The 25,014-nt window shown below is 53.9% G+C and carries 14 protein-coding genes and 1 tRNA gene; 13 read left to right on the forward strand and 2 right to left on the reverse strand.

The features are described from left to right. The 9 genes from rsfS to ppnP are packed head-to-tail and all read left to right on the forward strand — an operon-like array spanning position 1 to position 10,486. Complete coding sequence (rsfS, locus tag J1836_RS20105; protein WP_207252922.1) at positions 1-384, forward strand: ribosome silencing factor; 384 nt, start codon at positions 1-3, stop codon at positions 382-384. After that, the gene (gene rlmH, locus J1836_RS20110; protein ID WP_207252923.1) at positions 385-858 is read left to right on the forward strand and encodes a 23S rRNA (pseudouridine(1915)-N(3))-methyltransferase RlmH; all 474 of its coding nucleotides are present in this window, start codon (positions 385-387) and stop codon (positions 856-858) included. It begins immediately after the preceding gene. Continuing rightward, positions 859-1,440: a Maf family protein gene (locus J1836_RS20115; RefSeq protein ID WP_207252924.1), complete on the forward strand. Its 582-nt coding sequence runs from the start codon at positions 859-861 to the stop codon at positions 1,438-1,440. A gap of 31 nt (positions 1,441-1,471) precedes the next feature. Then, positions 1,472-2,950, forward strand: coding sequence for a ribonuclease G (gene rng / locus J1836_RS20120; RefSeq protein ID WP_207252925.1), 1,479 nt, complete (start codon positions 1,472-1,474; stop codon positions 2,948-2,950). Next, on the forward strand, positions 2,937-6,455 hold the full coding sequence (locus J1836_RS20125) for a YhdP family phospholipid transporter (protein ID WP_207252926.1): 3,519 nt from the start codon (positions 2,937-2,939) through the stop codon (positions 6,453-6,455). The genes rng and J1836_RS20125 overlap by 14 nt, the downstream gene beginning before the upstream one ends. A gap of 40 nt (positions 6,456-6,495) precedes the next feature. Further along, entirely contained in the window at positions 6,496-7,332 is an 837-nt protein-coding gene (locus J1836_RS20130) for a carbon-nitrogen hydrolase family protein (RefSeq protein ID WP_207252927.1), read from the forward strand. Continuing rightward, complete coding sequence (gene tldD, locus J1836_RS20135; protein ID WP_207252928.1) at positions 7,329-8,786, forward strand: metalloprotease TldD; 1,458 nt, start codon at positions 7,329-7,331, stop codon at positions 8,784-8,786. The genes J1836_RS20130 and tldD overlap by 4 nt, the downstream gene beginning before the upstream one ends. An 11-nt stretch (positions 8,787-8,797) precedes the next feature. Beyond that, entirely contained in the window at positions 8,798-10,141 is a 1,344-nt protein-coding gene (gene pmbA, locus J1836_RS20140) for a metalloprotease PmbA (RefSeq protein WP_207252929.1), read from the forward strand. A 33-nt stretch (positions 10,142-10,174) separates the two neighbouring features. After that, complete coding sequence (gene ppnP / locus J1836_RS20145; RefSeq protein WP_207252930.1) at positions 10,175-10,486, forward strand: pyrimidine/purine nucleoside phosphorylase; 312 nt, start codon at positions 10,175-10,177, stop codon at positions 10,484-10,486. Here the strand turns inward: ppnP and purN are convergent, their stop codons facing one another. Further along, positions 10,487-11,152 carry a phosphoribosylglycinamide formyltransferase gene (gene purN, locus J1836_RS20150; RefSeq protein ID WP_207252931.1) on the reverse strand — a complete coding sequence of 222 codons (666 nt, stop codon included), beginning with the start codon at positions 11,150-11,152 and terminating at the stop codon, positions 10,487-10,489. Continuing rightward, positions 11,142-12,185, reverse strand: a complete 1,044-nt coding sequence (gene purM, locus J1836_RS20155) for a phosphoribosylformylglycinamidine cyclo-ligase (RefSeq protein WP_207252932.1) — start codon at positions 12,183-12,185, stop codon at positions 11,142-11,144. Before purM ends, purN begins: the two co-directional genes overlap by 11 nt. A gap of 138 nt (positions 12,186-12,323) precedes the next feature. Between purM and J1836_RS20160 the strand changes: the two genes are divergently transcribed. From J1836_RS20160 to J1836_RS20175, 4 genes are all read left to right on the forward strand, one after another. Then, positions 12,324-12,411: transfer RNA gene (locus J1836_RS20160), tRNA-Ser, on the forward strand. Positions 12,412-12,767: 356 nt separating this feature from the next. Beyond that, the gene (locus J1836_RS20165; protein ID WP_207252933.1) at positions 12,768-13,178 is read left to right on the forward strand and encodes a hypothetical protein; all 411 of its coding nucleotides are present in this window, start codon (positions 12,768-12,770) and stop codon (positions 13,176-13,178) included. A gap of 34 nt (positions 13,179-13,212) precedes the next feature. Beyond that, the gene (locus tag J1836_RS20170) at positions 13,213-21,777 is read left to right on the forward strand and encodes a non-ribosomal peptide synthetase (RefSeq protein ID WP_207252934.1); all 8,565 of its coding nucleotides are present in this window, start codon (positions 13,213-13,215) and stop codon (positions 21,775-21,777) included. A 2-nt stretch (positions 21,778-21,779) separates the two neighbouring features. Then, positions 21,780-24,953 (forward strand): non-ribosomal peptide synthetase, encoded by a 3,174-nt coding sequence (locus J1836_RS20175; protein WP_207252935.1) that lies wholly within the window; start codon positions 21,780-21,782, stop codon positions 24,951-24,953. The last annotated feature ends 61 nt before the right edge of the window (positions 24,954-25,014 follow it).

A 25,014-nucleotide genomic window follows, 5' to 3' on the forward strand; every position in this document is an offset into this window, starting at 1 on the left:
ATGGAACTCGAAACACTTAAACAATTAGTGGTTACCACACTGGATGATATGAAAGGTCAAGACATCAAGACGATTGATGTGCGTGGCAAGTCTTCCATTACCGACATGATGGTGATCGTGACCGGTAACTCGAATCGCCACGTCAAATCCCTCGCGGATGCGGTCGAACTGGCGGTGAAACAAGCCGGTCAGCAGCCGTTAGGCGTTGAAGGCGACGCGCAATCGGATTGGGTATTGCTCGACCTCAACGACATTATCTTGCACGTCATGCTCGCCAGCACGCGTGACTACTACAATCTGGAAAAGCTTTGGGAAATGGGCGAAGGCTTGCCGCAATTCCGCCCCGGTATGTTGGATGCCGCAGCGGCTGATCACGACGACTAAATGCGTATCCACCTGCTCGCCATCGGCACGAAAATGCCGAGTTGGGTTAACACAGGCACGGATGAATACGCCGGACGGATGCCGCCACACTGCCAACTGTTGATTCGCGAAATTGCCGCCGAGAAACGCACTAAAAACAGTGATTTAAACCGCATTCGTCAGAGTGAAGGTGAAAAGTTGCTGGCAGCGATTCCCGACGGCAATCTCGTGATCACGCTCGACGTGAAGGGTAAACCGTGGTCAACCGAACAGCTTGCCCAGCAACTCGATAGCTGGATGATGTCCGGTCGGGATGTTAGCTTGCTGGTCGGTGGTCCCGAAGGCTTATCGCCTGCGTGTTTGCAACGTGCCGAGCAAAGCTGGTCGTTGTCACCGTTGACTTTCCCACATCCGCTGGTGCGGATTGTGGTGGCGGAGCAATTGTTCCGCGCATGGAGCATCCTGACCAATCACCCTTACCATCGCGGGGACTAAATGCACGCACCGCAGCTTATTCTCGCGTCTGCCTCACCGCGCCGTCGCGAACTGCTGGCCCAAATTGGCATCCGCTTTGTAGTGCAAACCGCCGATGTCGATGAAACACCGTTGCCGGATGAAACACCAGAAGCCTTGGTGAAACGGCTAGCTATCCTCAAAGCGGAAACGGTTTCCCTTCGACTTCGCTCAGGGAACTTACCCGTCCTCGGTTCGGACACCATTGGCATTCTCAATGGTGAACTCTTGGTAAAACCCCGTGACCTTGTTGACGCTCAGCAAATGCTCCGTAAAATGTCAGGGCAATCCCACGATATTTTGACGGCTGTTGCCCTAACCACTCCTGCAGGGACGCGGGTTAAGGTTAGCCGTAGTATAGTGACATTCCGTACCATCACTGATGCGGAAATTCTGGCATACTGGGCAAGTGGCGAACCACACGACAAAGCTGGGGCGTATGCGATTCAAGGGCTTGGTGCAGTTTTTATCGAAAAACTCGCGGGTTCGTACTCCGGTGTCATGGGGTTGCCTCTGTTTGAAACGGCACAATTGCTGGCAACAGCAGGCATTGAAACTTTATAAAAAAATAACGATTACCACCACAGGCGAATTCATGAGCGCAGAACTGTTAATTAACGTCACCCCGCAAGAATCGCGAGTGGCATTGCTCGAAAACGGCATCTTGCAGGAAGTGTTGATTGAACGCACCTCCCGTAAAGGCATTGTCGGTAATATTTACAAAGGCAAAGTTAGCCGCGTCTTACCAGGGATGGAAGCGGCTTTCATCGACATTGGTTTGGAAAAATCGGCGTTTTTACACGCGTCTGATTTGACACACCCTTCATTAGAAGAATTTCAAGGCGATACCATCCCGCGTCCTACTGTGCAAATCAGTGAATTGCTGTACGAAGGCAAAAAGCTGTTGGTACAAGTGATCAAAGACCCGCTGGGGACGAAAGGCGCACGCCTTACCACGCATGTCACCATTCCTTCCCGCTTTTTGGTCTTGATGCCGGACAATAGCAATGTGGGGGTATCGGGCAAAATCGAAGAGGGGGCGGAGCGTGAACGCTTGCGGGCAACCCTCGAACACTTACGCACCGAATTTGGTAGCCAGCATGGCTATATCGTGCGTACTGCTGCTGAAGGTATTAGTGAAGACGATTTGCGCCGTGACATGATGTTTCTGTGCAGACTCTGGGAAAGTATTTCCAAAGTTTCGCTAGAGTCACCTGCGCCGACCTTGGTGTATGCGGATCTGCCGCTGGTGCTGCGGGTATTGCGCGATATGGTGGGCGAGAAAATCAGCAAAGTGCAGATTGACTCCCGCGAAACGGCGACTAAAGTCATCGAATTCAGCCAGAAATACATCCCTGATTTGGCGGGTGTGATTGATCATTACCCCGGCGAACGCCCGATTTTTGATTTGCACGGCGTGGAAGAAGAAATCCAGAAAGCCTTGCAACGCAAAGTGCCGCTTAAATCCGGCGGCTATTTGATCATCGACCAGACCGAGGCGATGACCACGATTGACGTGAATACCGGTGGTTTTGTCGGCAGCCGCAATCTGGAAGAAACCATTTTTCGCACCAATCTGGAAGCCGCGCAAACCATTGCCCGTCAACTGCGGTTGCGTAATTTGGGCGGCATTATCATTATCGACTTCATCGACATGCTGCAACACGACCACCGCCAACAGGTGCTGAAGTTGCTAGAAAAGGCGTTGGAACGCGATTACGCCAAAACTTACGTCTGCGATGTGTCGCCGCTGGGCTTGGTGGAAATGACCCGCAAACGCACGCGTGAAAGTTTGGAACATATTCTCTGCCAACCGTGTCCTTGTTGTAATGGCAACGGTTTTGTCAAAAGTGCGGAAACGGTGTGTTACGAAGTGTTCCGCGAAATTTTGCGAGCGGTGCGCCAATTCGATGCGCGTGAATTGCTGGTGCTGGCTTCTATGGAAGTGGTGGACTTGTTGCTGGATGAGGAATCCGACAGTCTGGCAGAATTACAGCAATTTGTGGGGATCGGTATTCGCTTACAAGTAGAAGCACTTTACAAGCAGGAGCACTTCGACGTTGTACTTCTCTAGGAGGCAGGGCGGTTTTGTATTACGCCTCACCTACTTGCTACTCACGTTCTTTTTTCACTGGGCTATTTTTCTGGTTGCGCTGTTTGGGCTGGCGCAGCTCTGGTTGCCGATGGTTAATGACTATAAAGGCATACTGGAAAGCGAATTGTCGGATTTCGTCGGCAATCAGATCAATATTGGGCAAATTCGTGTCGATAGTGACGGCGACGGTCTGCTGTGGGTGCTGGAAAACCTGCAATTAACCGAACCTTCTGGGCAATCCCCCATCCAAATCCGCCAGCTCGCATTAACGGTGGATTGGCGCGAAAGTTTGCGCACCCTGCGTTTACAACCTGCCGAGATTAAGTTAGAAGGCGTGGAATTTATTTTGCGTCAGCAGGCGAATGCGTTGCCGGATATTCAGGGCTTACGTTTTCCCTTGCCGGGGCAGAAAAACACAGTACTGAATATTGAACGTCAATCCCCCATCCGTATCAGCATCAATAGTGGCTTTGTGCATTGGATGGATGAAACCAATCACCGCAGTTTGGCGCTGAGCGATTTACAGTTCATGGGCGAGATTTTGCCGAACGAAATTACCTTGCAAGCTGATGCCTTATTTCCGCCTGCGATTGGGGAAACCTTGGGGGTGGATGCGGTGTTGCACCAAGCGCCAGCCCCCGACGGTAAGCCGCAATGGGAAGGGGATTTGCATACCCGTACCCAAATATTCAACCTTGCGGCGCTACCATCCCCCGTGCTCAAGTCCTACGGGGTGACGGCGGGTGGTTTGAAGTTGGATGCCACCATTAGCGCGGTGGCAGGCAAGCCGTTACAGGTCAGTGGCGAAGGGGAGGTGACGCACCTGAGTTGGAGCGGCAATGCCGATGTGCCTGCCTTGCAAGGCGTGAATGCGACCTTTGCTGCCAATAATGCAGGCGGTAAGGTTAAGGTGAACATCAGCGATAGCAGCCTTCAGTACCCGAAATGGTTCGAGAAGCCTTTGCGGGTTGACACGCTAGCTGCTGACCTGAATTGGACGGTGCAGCCGGACGGTTGGCACTGGCAACTAGCACGTCTAAATGCTAAAAATCCTGACATAACCCTACAAGGGTCTGGCAAGTTCGATTTACCTCACCAACAGCCGCCTAACATTGACTTGGCTATGACGTTTGCGACGCAACGTACCGTCGATAATGTACGCGATTACATTCCCGCACTGCTTCCCGATCATACCGAACAGTGGTTGAAAACGGCGATTGTGCAAGGTTACGTGCCGAAGGGGGAATTTGTATTGCGGGGCAATCCGGCGGATTTTCCGTTCCAGCATAAAGCGGGGGTATTCGACATCCGCTTTGATATTGAAAACGGCGTGTTGGCGTATTTGCCGGAATGGCCGCAAGCCGAAGCGGTTAATGGCGAGTTGCATTTTCACAATGCGGATATGAATGCCACGGTACGCAGCGCCACGATTATGGATTTGGATGTGCGGGGCGGCACGGTGGCGATTCCGAATATGCACACCAAGGATAACCATCTCTTGCTCGACTTGCAGACGCAAGGTGATTTGCAAGCGCACATGAATTATTTGCGGGATGCGCCGATTGGGCGCAGCTTGCGCGATTTTATGCAGGTTGCCAGGTTTGCAGGCGACTCTGATTTGCGTTTGAAACTCGATGTGCCGTTGAAAAAATCTACGTTGGATGCGCAAGGCGTGGCGGTGGATGGGCTAGTTAGCCTGCACGGTAATCGGTTTGCGATTCCTGATTACGACCAATCCTTCACCCAGCTCAACGGTCAGGTGCATTTCGATCAGTATGGCGTGAACGTTGAAAATGCTACGGGCGAATATCGGCAACAACCGCTTAAACTTTCGGCGAAAACCGATAAGGCTCACGGCATTATTCGTGTCGGTTTGCAGCAGCAGCAATCCCCTAGCGTATTTTTGCCGGAAAGCCTTGCCAGCCTGAAACCGTATGTGCACGGCAAAACCACGGTGGAGACATTATTGGAATTACCCGCATTCAACGCGGCTAAAGACAAAGCGTTGAGTAGTCTGAGCATACAATCACGCAGTCAGTTAGCGGGCGTGGCGATTGATTTGCCCCCGCCGTTTGGTAAAGCGGCTGAGACGGCACGCGATTTACAGGTGGACGTGGATTTGCCTTTTGATTCCAACCAGCCGTGGCAGGTGGATGTGGATATGGGCAAATACTTAAGCGTAAAAGCGCGTTTGCCCCACAAAGGCAAGCAGCCGACGGCTATTGGGGTGAGCGTGGGCGGCACAGCCGTGACCTTGCCGGAGAGTGGTATTCTCGTTGGCGGTGAGCTTGAGGAGTTGGATTTATTGGCATGGCAAGGATTCGGTGCGGCAATGAGCGGTGGTGCGCCTGATGCAGCTACCCCCCCTAGCGTAATCGCCAATCTTGGTGTCTCTAACTTGATGTTGGGGGCGCAATCCTTGGGCAAAGCCAGCATCAACGTGGAGCAGGGTGACATTCTTAAAGCCCATGTGCGTGCGGAACGGCTGCAAGCGAATGTGTATTTACCCCGCAAAAAGTGGGCGAATGGGCGCGTCAATATCGACTTCAATCACATTGATTTGGATAAGTTCAGTGCCAGCTTGCCGAAACGTTCAACGGGGAAGGCGGGCAGTTTGTCTCCGGCGGATTTTCCGTCGCTGCGCGTGACCTGCCGTGATTGCCAGAAAGACGATTTTCCGATTGAGCAGTTGACGCTTAATCTCAATAAAGTCCGCAATGATTTGCAGATGGATACGTTTGAACTGCGCAATTCGCTGCTTACCTTATCTGCTACGCAAGGGCGTTGGTATAGCACTGCCGCTAGTTCTTCGCAGACGGAATTGACGGTCACGGCGAGTATTCCCGAACCCGGCAAGCTTCTCTCAAAACCTGACAGTGAGGCTGGCTTGCAAGGTGGGGCATTGCAAGCTACCGCCAACCTGCATTGGGACGGTGCGCCGTTTAACTTCGCTTTGCCGACAGTGAAGGGAGATATTCAGGTGCGTTTCGGTAAGGGTAGCTTGAGCGAGGTTGACCCCGGTTTGGGGCGTTTGCTCGGCTTGTTGGATGCGCAGCGTTTGCCAGAGCGCTTAACTTTGGATTTTCGGGATATGATGGCGAAAGGGGTGGCATTTGATGCGATCACCGGCAATTTCAACTTGGAGCAGGGCATCCTTACCACGCACGATACCATTATCGAAGCGGCGGCGATGAATGCGGGAGTTAAGGGTAGCGTAAACCTAGTACGCAAAACCCTTGATCAAACGTTGATAGTGATCCCTAACCTGCGTTCGACCTTGCCCGTGGTAGGGGCGGCGGTTGGGGGAATTGGTGGTGGTGCGGCAATGTTATTGCTCAATTCGCTGACGGAGAAAACAGCGGCGCAACAGTTGCAAACTGCCGGAGGGTTGCGTTACCGCGTCACGGGTGCGTGGGAAAAACCGGAAATCGTCGAATTAAAGCTACCATTCAAAAAGACGGATGTTGATGTTTTAACGCATTGAACAGACAATGACAGCACGTAATCAGTAAGGGGAGATAAGCATGGCGTTAATCGCGGCACTACAGATGGCAGCGGGTCCACAGGTACAAGCGAATCTGATGGAAGCAGGGCGTTTGATCAAGGAGGCGGCTGCGCGTGGCGCAGGCATGGTGGTGCTGCCGGAAACCTTTGCCATGATGGGTGAGGATGAAGCTGATAAAGTAAAAATTGCGGAAACGTTTGGTGAGGGGCCAATTCAAACCTTTATTAGTCAGCAAGCCCGCAAGTACGGGGTGTGGATTGTGGCGGGTACTATCCCGTTGCGTTCTGATAACCCAGCCAAGGTGTACGCCGCTTCCCTGATGTATAATGCCAAAGGCGAGGTGGTGGCGCGTTATGACAAAATCCATTTGTTTGACGTGGTGTTGAGCGAGAATCAAGAAATTTACACCGAGAGCGATACCACCGTGCACGGCAAGCAGCCCGTGGTGGTGGACACGCCGTTTGGGCGCGTGGGCATGTCAGTGTGTTATGACTTGCGTTTCCCCGAACTCTACCGGCGTTTGTCGGAACAGGGGGCGCAAATTTTGCTGATCCCTTCCGCGTTTACTGAATTGACGGGTAAGGCGCATTGGGAAGTGTTGATTCGGGCGCGGGCGATTGAGAATTTGTGTTACGTGGTTGCACCCGGTCAAGGCGGTTATCACACCAGTGGGCGTACCACTTACGGTCATAGCATGATCGTGGATTACTGGGGGCGGGTGCGGGATGTTCGCGAAAAAGGTGCAGGTGTGGTGTTGGCAGAGATCGACCTCGATGCGCTCGAACAAACCCGTAAAACCTTTCCGGTGCTGTCGCATCGCTGCCCCAAAGAGACAACTATGCAAGGAACATTATGAGTACGACAACATCCGCATACGATTTCGCTCGTGAGGCATTTTTTGCCCCGACGGGTTTGAGTGAACAACATTTAGAACACGTTTTCAGTCAGCTTTTAACCAAAGATACCACGCTGGCTGATTTGTATTTCCAGTCCGCCCGTTACGAATCGTGGGGGCTGGAGGAAGGCATTATTAAGAGCGGCAGCTACAGTATTGAGCAAGGTGTCGGAGTGCGTTCGGTGTGTGGTGAGCAAACAGGCTTTGCTTACAGCGGTGAAATTACCCTGACGGCATTGCTGGAATCCGCCAAAGCGGCGCGTGCCATTACGCGTGCGGGGCAATCCGGCACGGTAAATGCGTGGCGTGTTGCTGCGCCGCAACGTCAACTGTATGGCATGGACGACCCGCTGGCATCGTTATCCGAAGACGACAAAATTAGCTTCCTGCGCCAAATTGACAGCATTGCACGGGCAACCAGCCCTTATGTGCAGCAAGTCATGGCAAATATGGTGGCAGTGCATGAAATCATTCTGGTGGTGGATGAAACGGGGCGGATGACGGCGGATGTACGCCCGCTGGTGCGTACCAACGTTTCCGTGATTGTGGAGCGCAATGGGCAAACCGAAAGCGCGACGGCTGGCGGTGGTGGACGTTTTAACCTCGATTTCTTTCTCAATGGCAACAAAGCGCAGGAATACGCGGAAGAAGCCGTGCGCAAAGCCTTGATCAACCTTGATGCCGAAGCCGCACCTGCGGGCAGCATGACGGTGGTGCTAGGCAATGGTTGGCCGGGCGTGTTATTGCACGAAGCCATCGGGCACGGTTTGGAAGGCGATTTCAACCGCAAAGGCACGTCCGCATTTGCAGGGCGTATCGGCGAACAAGTGGCTGCCAAAGGCATTACTGTGGTGGATGACGGCACGTTGGAACAGCGCCGTGGTTCACTGAGTGTGGATGACGAAGGCACACAAACCCAATGCACGACCTTGATCGAAGACGGTATCCTCAAAGGCTATTTGTTTGACCGCCAGAATGCTGCGCTGATGGGGACGCAATCCACCGGCAATGGGCGGCGGCAGTCTTACGCTAATCTGCCGATGCCACGTATGACCAATACCTACATGCGTGCAGGTGCATACGATCCGGCAGAAATCATTGCATCGGTCGAAAAAGGTATTTACGCGGTGAATTTCTCCGGTGGTCAGGTCGATATTACGTCTGGCAAGTTCGTGTTTTCCGCCTCCGAAGCCTACCAAATTGAAAACGGTAAGATTGGTAAGCCGCTGAAAAACGCGACGTTGATCGGCAATGGCCCTGACGTATTGACGCGTGTCAGCATGGTGGGCAACGATTTGCAGCTCGATACTGGCATTGGCGTGTGCGGCAAAGACGGGCAAAGCGTTCCGGTGGGCGTGGGTCAACCGACCCTCAGGATTGATGGTATTACCGTCGGCGGCACGGCGACAGCATAAGGATAAGTATCATGATTGAATTGGCAAACCGTTTTGACGTTGCAACCGAATTTCAAGCAATGGCTGAACGTGTACTCTCGGCAGCGCAAGCGAAAGGCGCAACCGCCGCAGAACTCGACATCGACAAAGGCACGGGACTGTCGGTCGAAGTGCGTATGGGGCAGGTCGATAAGCTGCAATACCACCGTGATCAGGGCATTAACTTGACGGTGTATTTCGGGCATCGCAAGGGCTATGCGTCGACAGGTGATTTTTCACCGCAAGCGTTGGAAGATACATTGGATGCGGCGTGTCGGATAGCACGTTACACTTCTGAAGACGATTTCAACGGTTTGGGTGATGCGGAACGCATGGCGACGTATTTCCCCAAGCTGGATTTATACCATCCGTGGGAATTGGATGCGGATGCGGCGATTGACATGGCGCTTCAGACCGAATCCGTGGCGCGTGAACACGATGCGCGGATTACCAACAGTGAAGGCGCGAGTGTGGATAGCTATGCGGGCATGAGTTTGTACGCAAATTCGCACGGTTTCATGGGCATTACTCATGGCACACGCCATTCCCTGAGCTGTTCGGTAGTGGCACAGGATGGCGATTCTATGCAGCGCGATTATTGGTATAGCGTATCGCGTGTACCGGGTTTGCTGGAATCTGCTGACAGTGTGGGGGCGGAAGCGGCGCAACGCACTTTACGCCGTTTGAATGCACGTTCACTCTCGACGCGTGAAGCACCGGTTTTGTTTGTGCCGCAAATGGCACGGGGTTTGATTGGGCAATTGGTATCGGCGATTAGCGGTAGCTCGCAATACCGCAAAGCCAGCTTTTTGCTGAATTCACTGGGGCAACAAGCCTTCCCTGAGTTTGTGCAATTGCGCGAAGATCCGTTCATGCGTCAAGCCTTGGCAAGTCGTTCCTACGATTCGGAAGGTGTCGCGACGCAAGCGCGTGACATTGTGAAAGACGGCATTATTCAAGACTATTTCCTCGGCAGTTACAGTGCACGTAAGTTGGGAATGCAAAGCACGGGCAGTGCGAGTGGTGCGAGCAATTTGTTGTTGGCGGATACGGGGATTAGTTTCCCCAGTTTGCTGGCGGAAATGGGCACAGGCTTGATGGTGACGGAATTAATCGGCAATGGCATCAATGGCATTACTGGTGACTACTCGCGTGGTGCGGTGGGTTATTGGGTCGAGAATGGTATGATTGTGCATCCGGTGGAAGAAGTGACCATTGCGGGTAATTTGAAGGACATGTTCAAGGGCATTGTGGCGATTGGCGACGATGTGGATGAGCGTGGTAGCATCCGTACCGGTTCGATTTTGATTGATAAAATGACCATTGCAGGTCAGTAATTATCCCCCATCCCTCAACGTTAAAGGAAGTTTATGAGTCAGTTTGAGAATGTCAGCGTTAATAAGACCGCGAATGTGTATTTTGATGGCAAGTGCATCAGCCACACCGTGACGCTGGCAGACGGTACGCGCAAAAGCGTGGGCGTGATTTTGCCCTCCACGCTGAAATTCAACACGGGTGCGCCGGAAATCATGGAATTGCTGCAAGGGCGTTGCAACGTGCGTTTGGCGGGTAGCGATGAATGGACAGCGTATGCAGGTGGTCAATCGTTCGAGGTGGGTGCGAACACTTCCTTCGACATTGAAACCTTAGAAGACCTGCACTACGTCTGCCATTTCGGTTAATTAAGCGCTGAGATGCTGGATGGGACGTGTTAAGGCGTTGCCATCCAGCGTCGCTTGATTGTTTACCAGTTTAAGCCTGCCTTCCACGAACCATTTCACCACTTGCGGATAAATGACGTGCTCTTGCTCTTGTATCCGTTCCGCCAGACTGCTTTCCGAATCACTCGGTAATACCGGCACTTTGGCTTGGATAATGACGGGGCCTCCATCCAATTCTGGGCTGACGAAATGTACGCTGACACCATGTTCATTGCCACCATCTTCTAGCACGCGCCGATGCGTGTGGATGCCTTTGTACAAGGGCAAGAGGGAAGGGTGGATATTCAGCATCCGCCCTTCGTAATGCCGTACAAAGTTGGGGGTGAGGATACGCATAAAGCCTGCCAGTACCACCAGATCCGGCTGGAACGCATCAATTTTGTCTTGCAAGACTTGATCAAAGTTTTCGCGGTTATCGAAGAGGCGGTGACTCACGATGTCGGTGGGTATGCCCGCATCGGCTGCACGGCGCAGACCGTAGGCTTCGGCGCGGTTGCTGATGACGGCGGCAATCCGTGCTTTCAGGCGACCCGTTTCAATCGCTTTGATGAAGGCTTGCAGATTGCTGCCGCTACCGGAAATCAGCACGACCAAGGTTGGCAGTGCTGTGGCGTTATCAATCGACATATTCGACAAAGGGGGTATCGCTATCGGAGGTGTCCATCGTGCCGATTTCCCACGCCTTGATGTTTTCGAGGCGGCAAGTGCTGATGATTTCTTCGGACTTGTCAGCAGGGACAACCAAGATCATGCCGATACCGCTGTTGAAGGTGCGTAGCATTTCTTCGTCAGAAACCCCGCCCTTTTCTTGCAACCAGTCAAAGATGGGGGGGCGTTGCCAGCTACCGCGCTTGATTTTGGCTTTGGTGCGAGCGGGTAGGACGCGTGGCAGGTTTTCGGTAATACCACCGCCGGTAATGTGCGCGACGGCGTGCAGGTCGTAGCGGCGCATTAAGCCGAGGATGGCTTTGACGTAAATGCGGGTCGGTTCTAACAAGGTGCGCCCAAGCGTGCTGTCGCCGAAGGGTTCGTCCAAGGATGCGCCGCTGACTTCGATGATTTTGCGAATCAGGGAATAGCCGTTGGAGTGCGGGCCGGTGGAGGCAAGGCCAATCAGTACGTCGTTACGGTGCACGCGGGAATTGTCTAGGATATTGTCACGCTCAACCACGCCGACGCAGAAACCAGCCAGATCGAAGTCATCGCCGTGGTACATACCCGGCATTTCTGCCGTTTCACCACCGGAGAGTGCCGCCCCTGCTTGCACGCAGCCTTCGGCAATACCGCTGATGACTTGCTCGGCAACGTTCACATCCAGCTTGCCAGTGGCGTAGTAGTCGAGGAAGAACAGGGGTTCTGCGCCACTGACGATGATGTCGTTGACGCACATCGCTACGAGGTCGATACCAATGCTGTTGTAAATGCCAGTATCAATCGCCAGTTTCAGTTTAGTGCCAACGCCGTCCGTGCCGGAAACCAGTACGGGGTTTTTGTAATTGGCGGGGATCGACATCAGTGCGCCGAAACCGCCTAAACCACCCAGCATTTCAGGGCGTTTGGTGCGTTGCGCGAGGGGTTTGATGCGTTCAACCAGATTGTTGCCTGCATCAATATCAACGCCAGCATCACGGTAAGTTAGGGAGGGTTTGCTTGAGTCCATTAAGCCTGTCTCTGTTAGGGCAGCAATAAAGGGGGAATTCTAGCATAGCCACCCTAGGGCTGACACACAGAAAGATAAACCTTTCTTGGAAAAAACACTGGAAATGTTCTGAAAGTTTGCGTATCATTTGCATCCTTCGGAGAGCTGGTCGAGTGGTCGAAGGCGGCGGTCTTGAAAACCGTTGAGGGTTAAACCTCCGGGGGTTCGAATCCCTCGCTCTCCGCCATATTAAAGAACGGTGACGTTCTAAAACATCCTAAAACCCGCATCACAGCGGGTTTTTTTATGCCTGCGATTGTCCGGCTACGTTCTAGATGTACTCCTAGAAACCGCGATTTGATACCCCCAATGGCAACTTATTCAATTTGCGTGCGTGCGCCAAGTATTTAGGCTTATCTGTATTGCTGATTCTGAACGTCAACTTTAGCAACATATTGAGTTCAGCAAGATCTGGCAAATTTAATCCAGCTTCTACTGCTTGTCTGGCAGAGAAATGTTAAGAAATGTTGCGTTCCCTTCAGCCAACCTTCAGTTTGATGATAAATTCGCATGGGTTAATTTTTAACATACGGGAACGTTTCCATGCATATTCTCATTGCTGTTGTGGCACTGGCATCATTGGTTGGTTTAGTGGTTTGGTCGATGAGCCAGCCTAAAGAAAAACTGCAAGCAGTTTGGACAGAGTTGTCCGCCTCCTTTTCTTCCAAACACAAAGACTTGGCAACCCCCTTCCGTGCATGGGTAGAAACCTCCGCCTTGATGGCAAAGGAGCAAGCACTACAGGCATGGCTGTTAGGCTTACCCGCCGAAGGTTTGCAGGCATTGGCGGAAAAAGTCGCCGAATTCTGTGTGGAAATGGATGTGGAGCTGGATTGGTTGTTTGACGCAGACGTTGATGTAGACCCTAATGCCAAAGCTGCTGCCGAAGAAATGGTGATTGATTACTGCAAGATTTGTCTGAAAGCGGTGCAAAACCAACAGATAGCTTCCTAGTAAGTTCCGGTATTTGCTTGCAAGGAGTGTCGCCATGTTGCCACCAACACCCTCTACCCGTTTAGAAGACCTGCGTAACATTTGGGAGCTGGCATTACGTCAGCATCCCGATGTGAGGGATTTGGCGGTTAATCTTCAACTTGTGGGTGAAAGCTTACGCTATCGGCATTTGCATGACGTTCTGCCGGATACAGGCTTGTCTGCGTCGCCAACCCTCCAGGCAACAACGATAGCACCACCAATAGCTAGCAAAGCCGCGTCATCAGATCAGGCAGTGGCTGCGTTATCGTTATTGACGGGTGAACCGCTGGTATTGCCGCAGCAATTGCCAGACACCTTACCCGCGATCCTGCATCAGCAAGCTGCCCGTATCACTGCTGCTTCGTGGATTTTTGTTGATGCGGATGGGCAGGAACAACGCTTTACCTATGCCGACATGCTCAATGCTGCTGAAACCATTTTGGCAGGCTTACGCCAAGCGGGTTTACAGCCGCAGGATAAAGTGATCCTGCAATTGGGGGATAACTACGCCATCTTGACAGCGTTCTGGGGCTGTGTGTTGGGTGGATTTGTTCCGGTGATTATGGCACCACCGCCCAGTTATGCGGAAACCCATAACGATTTGGAACGCTTGCTACATGTGTATCGGCATTTGCAACAGCCGTATCTGCTGACTGATGCAGTTCGCCGTGACAGTATCCAGCAATTAGCACGCTGGGGCGATTTTGCCGCTGATCGGGTGTTGGCATTGGAAGATTGTCAGACCCAAGCGGCGGATACTCGCCATCATGTTGGCAGCCCTGATGATGTGGTGTTTTTTACCCTGACTTCGGGTAGTACGGGTGCGCCCAAATGTATTCCGCTGACCCATCGTAACCTCATCTGCCGAGCAGTGGGTGTGAATCAGGCGAATGCCCATCAAGCCGATGATGTGATCCTGAACTGGTTGCCATTTGACCATATTGGCAGCATTTCCGATTGGCATATTCGCTGTGTGTTATTGGGCTGTACCTTGGTGTATGCGCCTAAAGAATACGTATTGCGCGAACCCTTGAACTGGTTGCGTTTGCTTGACCGTTACCGCATCACTCATAGCTGGGCACCGAATTTTGCCTACAGCCTCATCCTGAATGCGTTGGCAGAGCAGGGTAGGCAAGGTGATTGGGACTTATCTTGTGTCAAAGCCTTGCTGACGGCAGGGGAAGCAGTATCCCCGGCAACCGTGGCTGCGTTTCTGGATGGGGTAGCCCGTTTTGGTTTCCCATCCCATGCGATTTGCCCAGCGTTTGGTATGGCGGAAATGGGATCAGGGGTGACGTATTTCCATGCGAGTGCCGAGTATCCCTTGCGCTTTGTGAGTGTTAGCCGTGCCTCTCTGGATAGCCCTGATGGTGTGGTGGCTGTCTCAGCGGCTGCTGCCGATGCGGTGAGTTTTACCAGTTTGGGGCCGCCAATTCCGGGGATTAGCCTACGCATTGTGGATGCCCACGGCACTTTGTTGCCGATGGGAACGGTTGGGCATTTCCAAGTTAAAGGTACGGCAGTTGCCAATGGCTATTACCAGAACCCGCAAGCCAATGAGCAAGCCTTTCTGGACGACGGTTGGTTTGATACTGGTGACTTGGGTTTCTTTGCTGATGGCGAATTAGTGATTAGTGGGCGTGCCAAGGAAGTCATCATTATCAATGGCGCGAACTTCGCCAATGCTGAAATCGAAGTGGTCGTGGAAAGTGTGCCCGGAGTGGCGGTGTCATTCACCGCTGCCTGTGCGGTACGGATGCTGGGACAGACAGCGGAACAATTGGCAGTTTTCTTTGTACCCAATGCGCCTGCCCGCTTGCCACAGCTTTTGCCCGCCATTCAGGAAACCTTGCTGAAAACCTTGGGGCTAATGCCTGCCTACCTGATTCCATTGCAACGTGACGACATTCCCAAAACTGCCATCGGTAAAATTCAGCGCAAGCCCTTGGCACAGCGTTTGGAAGCCGGGGAAGTGGATAGTACCCTGCAACAAGTTGATGTGCTGTTAGGTAATGAGCGTACTGTGCCGGAGTGGTTCTATCAACGTGCATGGCAACCACTAGCGGCGGATTCCCGCGAAGGGATAATGACTGGGCTGCATGTTATTTTGGCAGATCGTTTGGGGTTGGCGGATACCTTGCGCGGTAAACTGGAAGCCTTGGGTAATGTGTGCGTCTGTGTTTCCAGTAGTACCCATGTTACGCCGCAAGTGTTTGCTCACCCGTCACAGCCACTGGTACACGTTTGGCACTTGCTAGGTTATGACGCAGCGGTGGACGAGCAATCGCCAAGTCAGGAGCAGGCGGTGTGGGATGCCTGTCAGGAAAACAATCTCTACAGTGTATTGGCATTGGCACAAGCCTTGCTGGCCTACACCCGCGACATGCCACAGGTTGAGCCAGTTGGTTTCAGTGTGGTTGCCAGCCATAGCCAGCTAGTTTTGGCTGAGGATAGGCTTGATGCTACCAAAGCGACTGTTCCAGCTCTCCTGAAAAGCCTTGCGGCTGAACAGGTGGGTTTATATTGCCGTCATATTGATTTGCCGTTATCACCATTGGCTTATAAGACGGCATGTTTGGTGGCAGAGAGCAGCGACCGTGCTACCCATAGCGGCAGTGAAGTAGCGTGGCGAGATGGGATGCGTTATATCGCCGGGTTGCAAAAGACAGCATTGGCACCAGCGGATAAGGGCGCGGCGCGGCTGGCACAGGGCGGTTTGTACGTGCTGACAGGCGGTCTGGGGGGGATGGGTGTAGAACTCGCTACCTTCCTGCTGACAAATTATCAAGCGCGTTTGCTGTTATTGGGGCAAACCGCGTTGCCGGTTGCTGGTGCTGATGTTTCCTTTAAAACCGTAGCCCGTTTAGCCACATGGCAACAACTGGAAGTACTTGCGCTGCAATCTGGCGGGGCGGTGCAATACGTAGCGTTGGATGTTGGTGGTGCGCACGCTTTGCAACAAGCCGTGATTGCAGCGGAACAATACTGGCAAGCCCCACTGGACGGGATTTTCCATTTGGCGGGTACATCGCATGAACAGCCGATTGCCAACGAATCACGCGCTGGCATGGCAGCCATTCTTTACCCGAAACTGGCAGGTGCATTAGCCATCCAGCCCTTGCTGGTGCAACGTCCGCAAGCCTTTGTGGTCTACAGTTCCTCCGCCGCCGGTTTCTTTGGTGGGGCAAACATTGCCGCGTATGCCGCTGCGAATGCTTATCTGGATGCATTTGCAGTCCAGCAACGCCAGCAAGGTTTGCGTAGCTACAGCCTTGCGTGGAGCATGTGGGACGACGTGGGTATGAGCCAAGGCGCAACGGTGCAAGCCCTGTTTGCGGCGAAAGGCTATTGCCTGATCAGCTCAGCAGAAGCGATGCGTTCCTTGTTGGTGGCCTTGGCGCAAAACCAGCCGAGCCTGTTGGTAGGGCTGGACGGTGGCAAAGCGCATGTGCGCCAGTTCCGCACCGATGTGCAAGCCGATGCCAAGGAACTGGTTACTTACTGCGTCTTGGCGGAAGGCTGCACGACTGCCCCAGCCCTCCCGCAATGCAGTACCGACCTGCCCGTGCCGTGCCGGATGGAAGTGGTCGAAGTCATCCCGCGTTTGGTAGACGGTACGGTTGATTTTGAAGAATTAGCCCAGCAAACCCTGCCTGATAAACGTTATAGCAGCCGTTACCTTGCGCCGCGCAATCCGCTGGAAATCCAGCTTGCGACTATCTGGCAAGAAGTGTTGAAAAAGCCCAAGGTAGGGGTGCAAGACAATTTCTTTGCCTTGGGTGGTGCATCCTTACAGGTTATCCAGTGTGTGGCGCGGCTGAATCAGGCATTGGGGCTGGAGTTGTTGCCCGGTGTGCTGTTTGCCCACCCGACGCTTGAAGCTTTGGCACAGCAGGTGGCAGGTTTAACACCTTCTGCAATGGCGGAAGTGATTGTCCTGCGAGCCAGTGATGCGCCCTTACAGGCATCGTTTGCCCAGCAGCGTCTGTGGTTTCTGGATGAGCTGGAAGCGGGAGATGCTTATAACATTCCGGTGGCATTACGGTTGTGCGGTGTGTTTGACATGGCAGCCTTTCAGCAAGCCTTCGATGCCATCATCCAGCGTCATGAGGCGTTGCGTACCCAGTTTGTTACTGGCGACAGTGCGCCAATATTGGCAGCTTTCAGCCCGGCACTGATCCGACAGGTGGATTTAAGTGCCTTACCCAAGGCAGCGCGTGAGGCCGTGGTGTTACGTCATGCGCGTGCCGATGCGCAACGTCCGTTCAATCTGGCAATGGATGTGCTGTTACGTGCCACGGTATTGCGTTTGGCGGCGGATGAACATGTGCTATTGCTGAATCTGCACCACATTGCCGGGGATGGTTGGTCAATCAGCATCTTGGCGCGGGAACTGCAAACGTTGTATGCAGCCTATCGTGAGGACAAGCCTGCTGCCTTGCCGAATCTGCCCATCCAGTATGCCGATTTCGCAGCTTGGCAACGTGCCACCCTGCAAGGTGAACGGCTGGCAAACCTGCTGGCTTTCTGGAAACAGCAACTCAGTGGCGCACCGGAATTGCTGCAATTACCCACCGATTTCCTGCGCCCGGAAGTGGAAAGCTATCAGGGCGGGCAGCAAGCTATCCATGTTCCCCAAACGGTGGTGGATGCGCTGCAACCCTTGGCGCAGCAAGCCGGGGCAACGTTATACATGACCCTGCTGGCAGCTTTCAATGTGCTGCTCTACCGCTACAGCGGGCAAGATGATCTGGTCGTTGGTTCACCTGTGGCGTGCCGCAACCGTTCCGAACTTGAACCACTGATCGGTTTTTTTGCCAATACGCTGGCATTGCGTACCCAGATGGATGCGTCGGCGAGTTTTGTCGAGGTGTTAGCGCAAGTACGCTCCACGGCACAAGCCGCGTTCGACCATCAGGATGTGCCGTTTGAAAAGCTGGTGGAAGAGCTGCAACTGACCCGCACCCTAGCGTACAACCCACTGGTACAAGTGTTATTTGCTTTGCAAAACGTATCCGCTAATGAATTTGCGTTTGCCGGTATACAAAGCCAGCCATTGGATATACCCGCCGAACGCTCGCTGTTCGATTTGGAACTGCAACTGTGGGAAACCCCTAATGGTCTGGAAGGCTTCTTCCTGTACAAAACAGCGTTGTTCCGTGCGGAAACGGTGCAGCGCATGGCGGGGCATTTTCTGACCTTGTTATCGGGTATTGCTGCCCATCCACAACAAGCCGTAGGGCATTTGCCGCTGCTACCTGAGTGCGAACGCCAACGCTTATTGGAAGATTGCAGCGGGATTGCAGCATTACCTCTGGCAGATACTGAGCCAAGTGTGATGGGTTTGATTGCGGCACAAGCGGAATATACCCCCAACGCTGTTGCAGTGGTGGATGCCGCTACAGGTCAACAACTGACTTACCGCGAACTCAATACCCGTGCCAACCAGTTGGCTCATTACTTACGCACCCAAGGCGTTGGGGCTGAAATGCCGGTGGGTTTGTGTGTGGAACGTTCCGCCGACATGCTGGTGGGTTTGCTGGGTATCCTCAAGGCTGGGGCGGTGTATTTGCCGATAGACCCGACATACCCCGCCGAGCGTATCCATTTCATGCTGGAACAGGCACAGGTCAGGCTGGTATTGAGCCAGCAAGCGGTGCTGGAACGGGTATTCACCCCTCAGGTATTGCCAGCGGATACTGCCCTGTTTGCGCTGGATAGCCAGTGGTTTGCCCTGCTGCAACAGCCGCTTGATAATCCGGCGTTGGTAGTTACTGCCACGCAACTGGCTTACCTCATCTATACCTCCGGCTCGACCGGACAGCCCAAAGGGGTGATGGTGGAACAGGGTGCACTGGCAAGCCATACCCGCACCATGCAGCAACAGTTTGGTTTGGGCGCAAATGACCGGGTATTGCAGTTTGCGTCGATGAGCTTTGACGTGGCGCTGGAACAAATCCTGCCCGCCCTGATCAGTGGGGCAAGAGTAGTGATTGCCCAACCCCATTGGTCGTTGGATGAATTCACCACACACCTGCAAGCACAGCAAGTCACGGTCTGTGATTTACCGCCTGCTTATCTGCATCAGGTCTTGGCGCATTGGCAAACGCAACAGTGGCAAGCCTTGCCTGCCAGTTTGCGCTTGATGATTGTGGGCAATGATGTTTTACCGCCGGAAACCGTGGCGTTGTGGCGTGAGATGGAGCGCGGGATTCGCCTGTTGAATGCTTATGGCCCAACGGAAGCCACCATTACCGCCACTTGCCACGAACTTAATGCTAATGCGATTCCGACGTGCAAAGTGCCAATTGGTCGCCCGTTATCCGGCAAGACGGCTTATGTATTGGATACCGCATTGCAACCCTTACCCATCGGTGTGCCGGGTGAATTGTATCTGGGCGGCAGTGGCGTAGCACGCGGCTATTGGCAACGTGATGACCTCACAGCCGAACGCTTCCTTGCCAATCCGTTCGGGGCAGGGCGTTTGTACCGCACGGGCGATCTGGCGCGGTGGTTGCCGGATGGCACGCTGGAATTCATCGGGCGCGTCGATCATCAGGTCAAACTGCGCGGCTTCCGTATCGAACTGGGCGAAATTGAAACGGTGTTGAACCAATATCCCGCCGTACATGAAGCGGCTGTGATTGTGCGCGAAGATCAACCGGGGCAGAAACGTTTAATCGCTTACTGGACTGCCAAACCGTTTGCGGATGCCAGTAACACCGACATCATGCAACACCTGCAAGCCGCCTTGCCTGCCTACATGGTTCCGGCGGTGTGCGTACTACTGGAAGCCATGCCGCAAACCGCCAATGGCAAAATCAACCGTAAAGCCCTGCCTGTTCCCACTGAAACGGAAGCGGCTAACGATACCCAATATGCTGCGCCTACCCAGCCAGTTGAACAGCAACTGGCGGACATCTGGGCGAATGTGTTGGGACGTGAGAGCGTCGGTATCCACGATAATTTCTTTGCATTGGGCGGGGATTCCATCCTCAGTTTGCAAGTGGTGTCACGGGCGCGGCAGCAAGGTTTGTTATTCCAACCCAAGCAGTTATTTCAGTACCAAACCATTGCAAAACTGGCAAGCGTGGTTGAACAGCTTACCCCTACCGCCACCCTGAATACGCAAAGTCAGGTCAGTGGCAAGGTGGAACTTACCCCCATGCAACACTGGTTCTTCGCTCAGGATTTTGCCGAAGCACAGCACCATAACCTCGCCTTCCGTGCCGAAATCGCCGCCGGGCTTACCCCGGAAATGCTTACCCAAGCATGGCAGCAGGTGACATTACACCACGATGCCTTGCGCAGCCGTTTTGTGCAGCAAGAGGGGCAATGGCAACAAGACTGTGCAGCAGAGGCGGGTGAACTGACACTTGCCGTCATCGACTTGAGCGATTTGTCACCGGAGGAACAGCGAGCACGTTGGGAGCGCGAATGCTGTCGCCTGCAAGCCAGCTTGAATCTGGCAACGGGTGAACTGCAACGCATGGCTTTGTTCCGTTTGGGTGAACAGCAACCCGCCCGCCTGTTCTGGTGCATTCACCATCTGGTGGTAGATGGGGTGTCATGGCGTGTATCGCTGGAAGATTTGCAGACCGCTTGCGTGCAGTTGCAGCAAGGGCAGGGGATCAAACTACCTGCTAAAACCACCGCTTTTCAAACATGGGCAGCGTGGCTGGCACAGGATGCCGTTCCCTACGTAAAAGCGGAATTGGCGTATTGGCAGGGTGTGTGTACCAACCAGACTGCGATCTTGGTTGCCGATTATCCCGCCAATATCACCGCGAATACGGTAGCGTCGCAAGCGCATATTGTCCGGCAATTATCCGCTGTCGATACCCGCAGCCTGCTGCAAGACGCACATCAGGCATACCACACCCAAGTCAATGACCTGCTGCTGACGGCGTTATTGCAGGCTTACCAGCAACGTACTGGTCAAAGCCAGTTGCGCCTTGATCTGGAAGGGCATGGGCGCGAAGTGCTGGATACTCCGCCGGGTGGTGTGGCAGTTCCCGCGTTTGACTTGTCGCGCACGGTGGGATGGTTCACCAGCCTTTATCCGCTGGCATTGACGCTGCAAGGCAAGGATGCGGCGAGTGCCATCAAAGCAGTCAAGGAACAGTTACGTGCCATCCCCAATCGGGGCATGGGCTACGGCATCCTGCGCTATTTGGGTAAGGCAGACGGGTTGGCAGGGCAAGCCGAGTTGTGCTTCAACTATCTGGGGCAATTCGATGCCAGTGCTGCTGACACTGCCGTGTTGCGTCATGCCATGCTGGATATGACGACACAGCCACACAGCCCGCAACAGCAACGCCCTTACGTTTGGGAAATCAACTGTTTGGTGGTGGATGGGCAGTTACAAGTTGATTGTGCCTACAGCACAGCCTTGCATAAACCTGCCACCGTGGAAGCCTTCGCGGATGCCTTCATGAGTGCTTTGCAAGCCGTGCTGGCGCATTGCCGTGACCCGCAAGCAGGCGGTTATACCAGCAGCGATTTCGCCCAAGCCAAACTCAAACAAAACCAATTAGATCAATTGTTGAACCGCATCAAGGTCAACAAAAGGAAGTGACCATGCAAGACAATCTGGAAAACATCTACGAACTGACCCCGTTGCAGCAAGGCTTGCTGATCGAAACCCTGAGCAAGCCGGACAGTGATGCTTACACCATCCAGTTCATCCTCACGCTGGATGCGGCAAAGCTGGATGAAGTTGCTTTCCGCCAAGCGTGGCAGACGGTGTTGGATCGTCATGCAGTGTTGCGGTCTGCCTTTTATTGGCAAGACCTCGACAAGCCAGTGCAGGTCGCTTTACTTGATGTGGATTTGCCTTGGCAGGTACTGGATTGGCAGCATCATGAAGCGGTTGAGGCGGAATGGGCGCAGTGGCAGGTTGCCGATTTGCAGCAGCCGTTTGCGCTGGAGGATGCGCCGCTGTTCCGTTGTACCCTGATCCGGGTGGATGCACTAACCACGCGCTTTGTTTGGACAATACACCACCTGATCAACGACGGCTGGAGTTACCCCATTCTGTTGAATGAAGTGCTGGCGTTTTATCAGGCGGCTACCGCAGGGCAAACGTTATCATTGCCCTTGCCGCGCCCGTTTGTGGATTACATCGACTGGTTGCAACAACAGGATAGGGCGCAAGCCGAACGTTTCTGGCGTGGGCAATTGGCAGGGTTCAATACCACCACGCCTTTGGGAGCAAGCAAGCCTACGCCTACCGGGCAAGCCGATTACCAGACGCAACACCTGCTATTGTCACCCGAACAGACCGCAGCCTTACGCGCTTTTGCCCAACAACATCGCCTCACCCTGAATACGCTGCTGCAAGGTGTTTGGGCAATCGTGCTGGCACGTTACAGCAACACCGATGACGTGCTATTTGGCGGGATTGTGTCCGGTCGACCCGCGACACTCGCCGGAGTGGAAAGCATGGTGGGCATGTTCACCAATACCTTGCCAGTGCGGGTCAAGGTCGATGCTAATACCCGCTTACTGCCGTGGCTGCAAACCTTGCAACAGCAACAAGTGGAACAGGAACAGTATGCCCATTGTTCGTTGGTGGATATTCAGGGTTGGAGTGAAGTGCCACGCGGTTCGCCGCTGTTTGAAAGCATTTTTGCCTACGAAAACTACCCGCTGGATGCGCGTTGGGAACAACTGGGGCTAATCCGTGACATGCAAGCGGTGGAGCGCGTGCCGTATCCACTCAGTTTCGTGGCCATGTTGCGCGGGGTGATGGAACTGCATGTGCATTACGATGCTACTCGCTTTGCGCCTGTCCTGATCACGCGCCTGTTGGGACATGTGCAAACCTTGCTGGCAAATATGGTGACAAAGCCAGACACGCTGTTACGCGATGTGCCGCTGCTGACGACTGTTGAAGTGCAGGATGTGTTGGTAAATCTGAATACGACGACCGCGCCTCACCCTACCGATGTGTGCATCCACGAACTGTTTGAGGGACAAGTAGCCCGTACCCCCGATGCCATTGCGTTGGAATTTGCGGATACCCGTTTGAGTTACCGGGAATTGAATGCCCAAGCCAACCAGTTGGCGCTGTGGTTGCGGGAGCAGGGCGTACAGCCGGATATGCCGGTAGCCTTGTGTTTGCCACGTTCACCACAACTGGTGGTGAGTGTATTGGGTATCCTCAAAGCGGGTGGGGCGTGTTTACCGCTTGATCACAGCTATCCGGCGGAACGTTTACAGTACATGCTGGCAAATGCGCAAGCCTGTTTGCTGCTGACTACATCCGAATTGCAGGCGCAATTGCCACTCACTGCGAACCTGCAAGTCTTCACCGCATGGGAAACCTTGTCCGGTTTGCCGACGGATAACCTGTCTTGCCAAACCCAAGCGCAGCATTTGGCGTATTGCTTGTACACCTCCGGTTCGACCGGGCAGCCCAAAGGGGTTGCGATGCCACATCGTGCCATGGTCAACCTGACTTTGTGGCAACAGGCGGATGCTCGCTTGGGGCAAGCAGCACGTACCTTACAATTTTCGCCGATCAGCTTTGACGTGTCGTTTCAGGAGATTTTCACCACACTGTGTGGCGGCGGTACGTTAGTGTTGATTGCCGAAAACCTGCGGCGTGATGCATCGGCGTTGCTGCGGTTTGTCGATACTGCCAAGGTGGAACGCCTGTTTCTGCCGTTTGTAGCCTTGCAGCAATTAGCAGACGTGGCAATGGGCTGGATGCCGCCGAGCTTGCGTGATGTGATTACCGCCGGGGAGCAATTACGCCTGACGGACGCATTGAACGCATGGTTTACGGATACGGATTGCGCTTTGCACAACCATTACGGCCCGACCGAAACCCATGTGGTGACGGCGTATACTTTGCAGGGTGAGGTATCGCAGTGGTCGGTATTGCCGCCCATTGGCAGACCGATTGCCAATACCCGCCTGTATTTGCTGGATCGTCACGGGCAGCCCGTGCCACGCGGCATTCCGGGGGAATTGTCTGTGGCGGGTGACTGTCTGGCGCAGGGTTATCTCAACCGCCCGGAACTGACGGCGGAACGTTTCCTGCCCAATCCGTTTGGGGATGGTTTGCTGTACCGCACCGGCGATCTGGCGTATTGGCGTGAAGATGGCAATGTGGAATTTTTGGGACGTGCTGACAACCAGCTCAAGATTCGCGGTTTCCGCATTGAGCCGGGTGAAATCGAAGCGGTGCTGAACCAGCATCCTGCGGTGCAGGACGGCGCAGTGGTAGTGCATGAAGCCAAACCGGGCGATAAACGGCTGGTGGCTTACTGCGTACCGAAAACGGGCACGCCAGATTTGGCAGTGCAAGTGCAGCATTTCTTGCAGGAAAAACTGCCGGATTACATGGTTCCTGCCGCCGTGATGGTGTTGGAGGCTTTCCCAATGACCCCCAGTGGCAAGCTCGACCGTAAGGCATTGCCTGTCCCGGCTTGGGGTGGTGGTGTCAGTGCACAAGCGCTGCCGTCCACCCCAACCGAACAGCAGCTTGCCGACATCTGGCAGGAAGTACTGGGGCTGGAAGCCGTGGGTGTTCGTGACAGTTTCTTTGCTTTGGGTGGGCATTCGTTGTTGGCAACGCAGGTGATTTCGCGGGTCAGTCAGGCATTCGGGCTGGATGTGCCATTCCATTACCTGTTTGAACACCCGACTATCGCAGGGCTGGCGGTGCAGGTGGAACACTTGCTGCGCAACCAGTCTTTGCTGGCGGATGAGGATGATGCTGAGGAGGAGATGGAATTGCTCTGATGCTAAGGCCGCACAGATGACACCGCACATTTGCCTGTATGCTAAACTGAAACCCTCGGAG

Source organism: Thiothrix fructosivorans (assembly GCF_017349355.1).
Classification (GTDB): Bacteria; Pseudomonadota; Gammaproteobacteria; order Thiotrichales; family Thiotrichaceae; genus Thiothrix; species Thiothrix fructosivorans.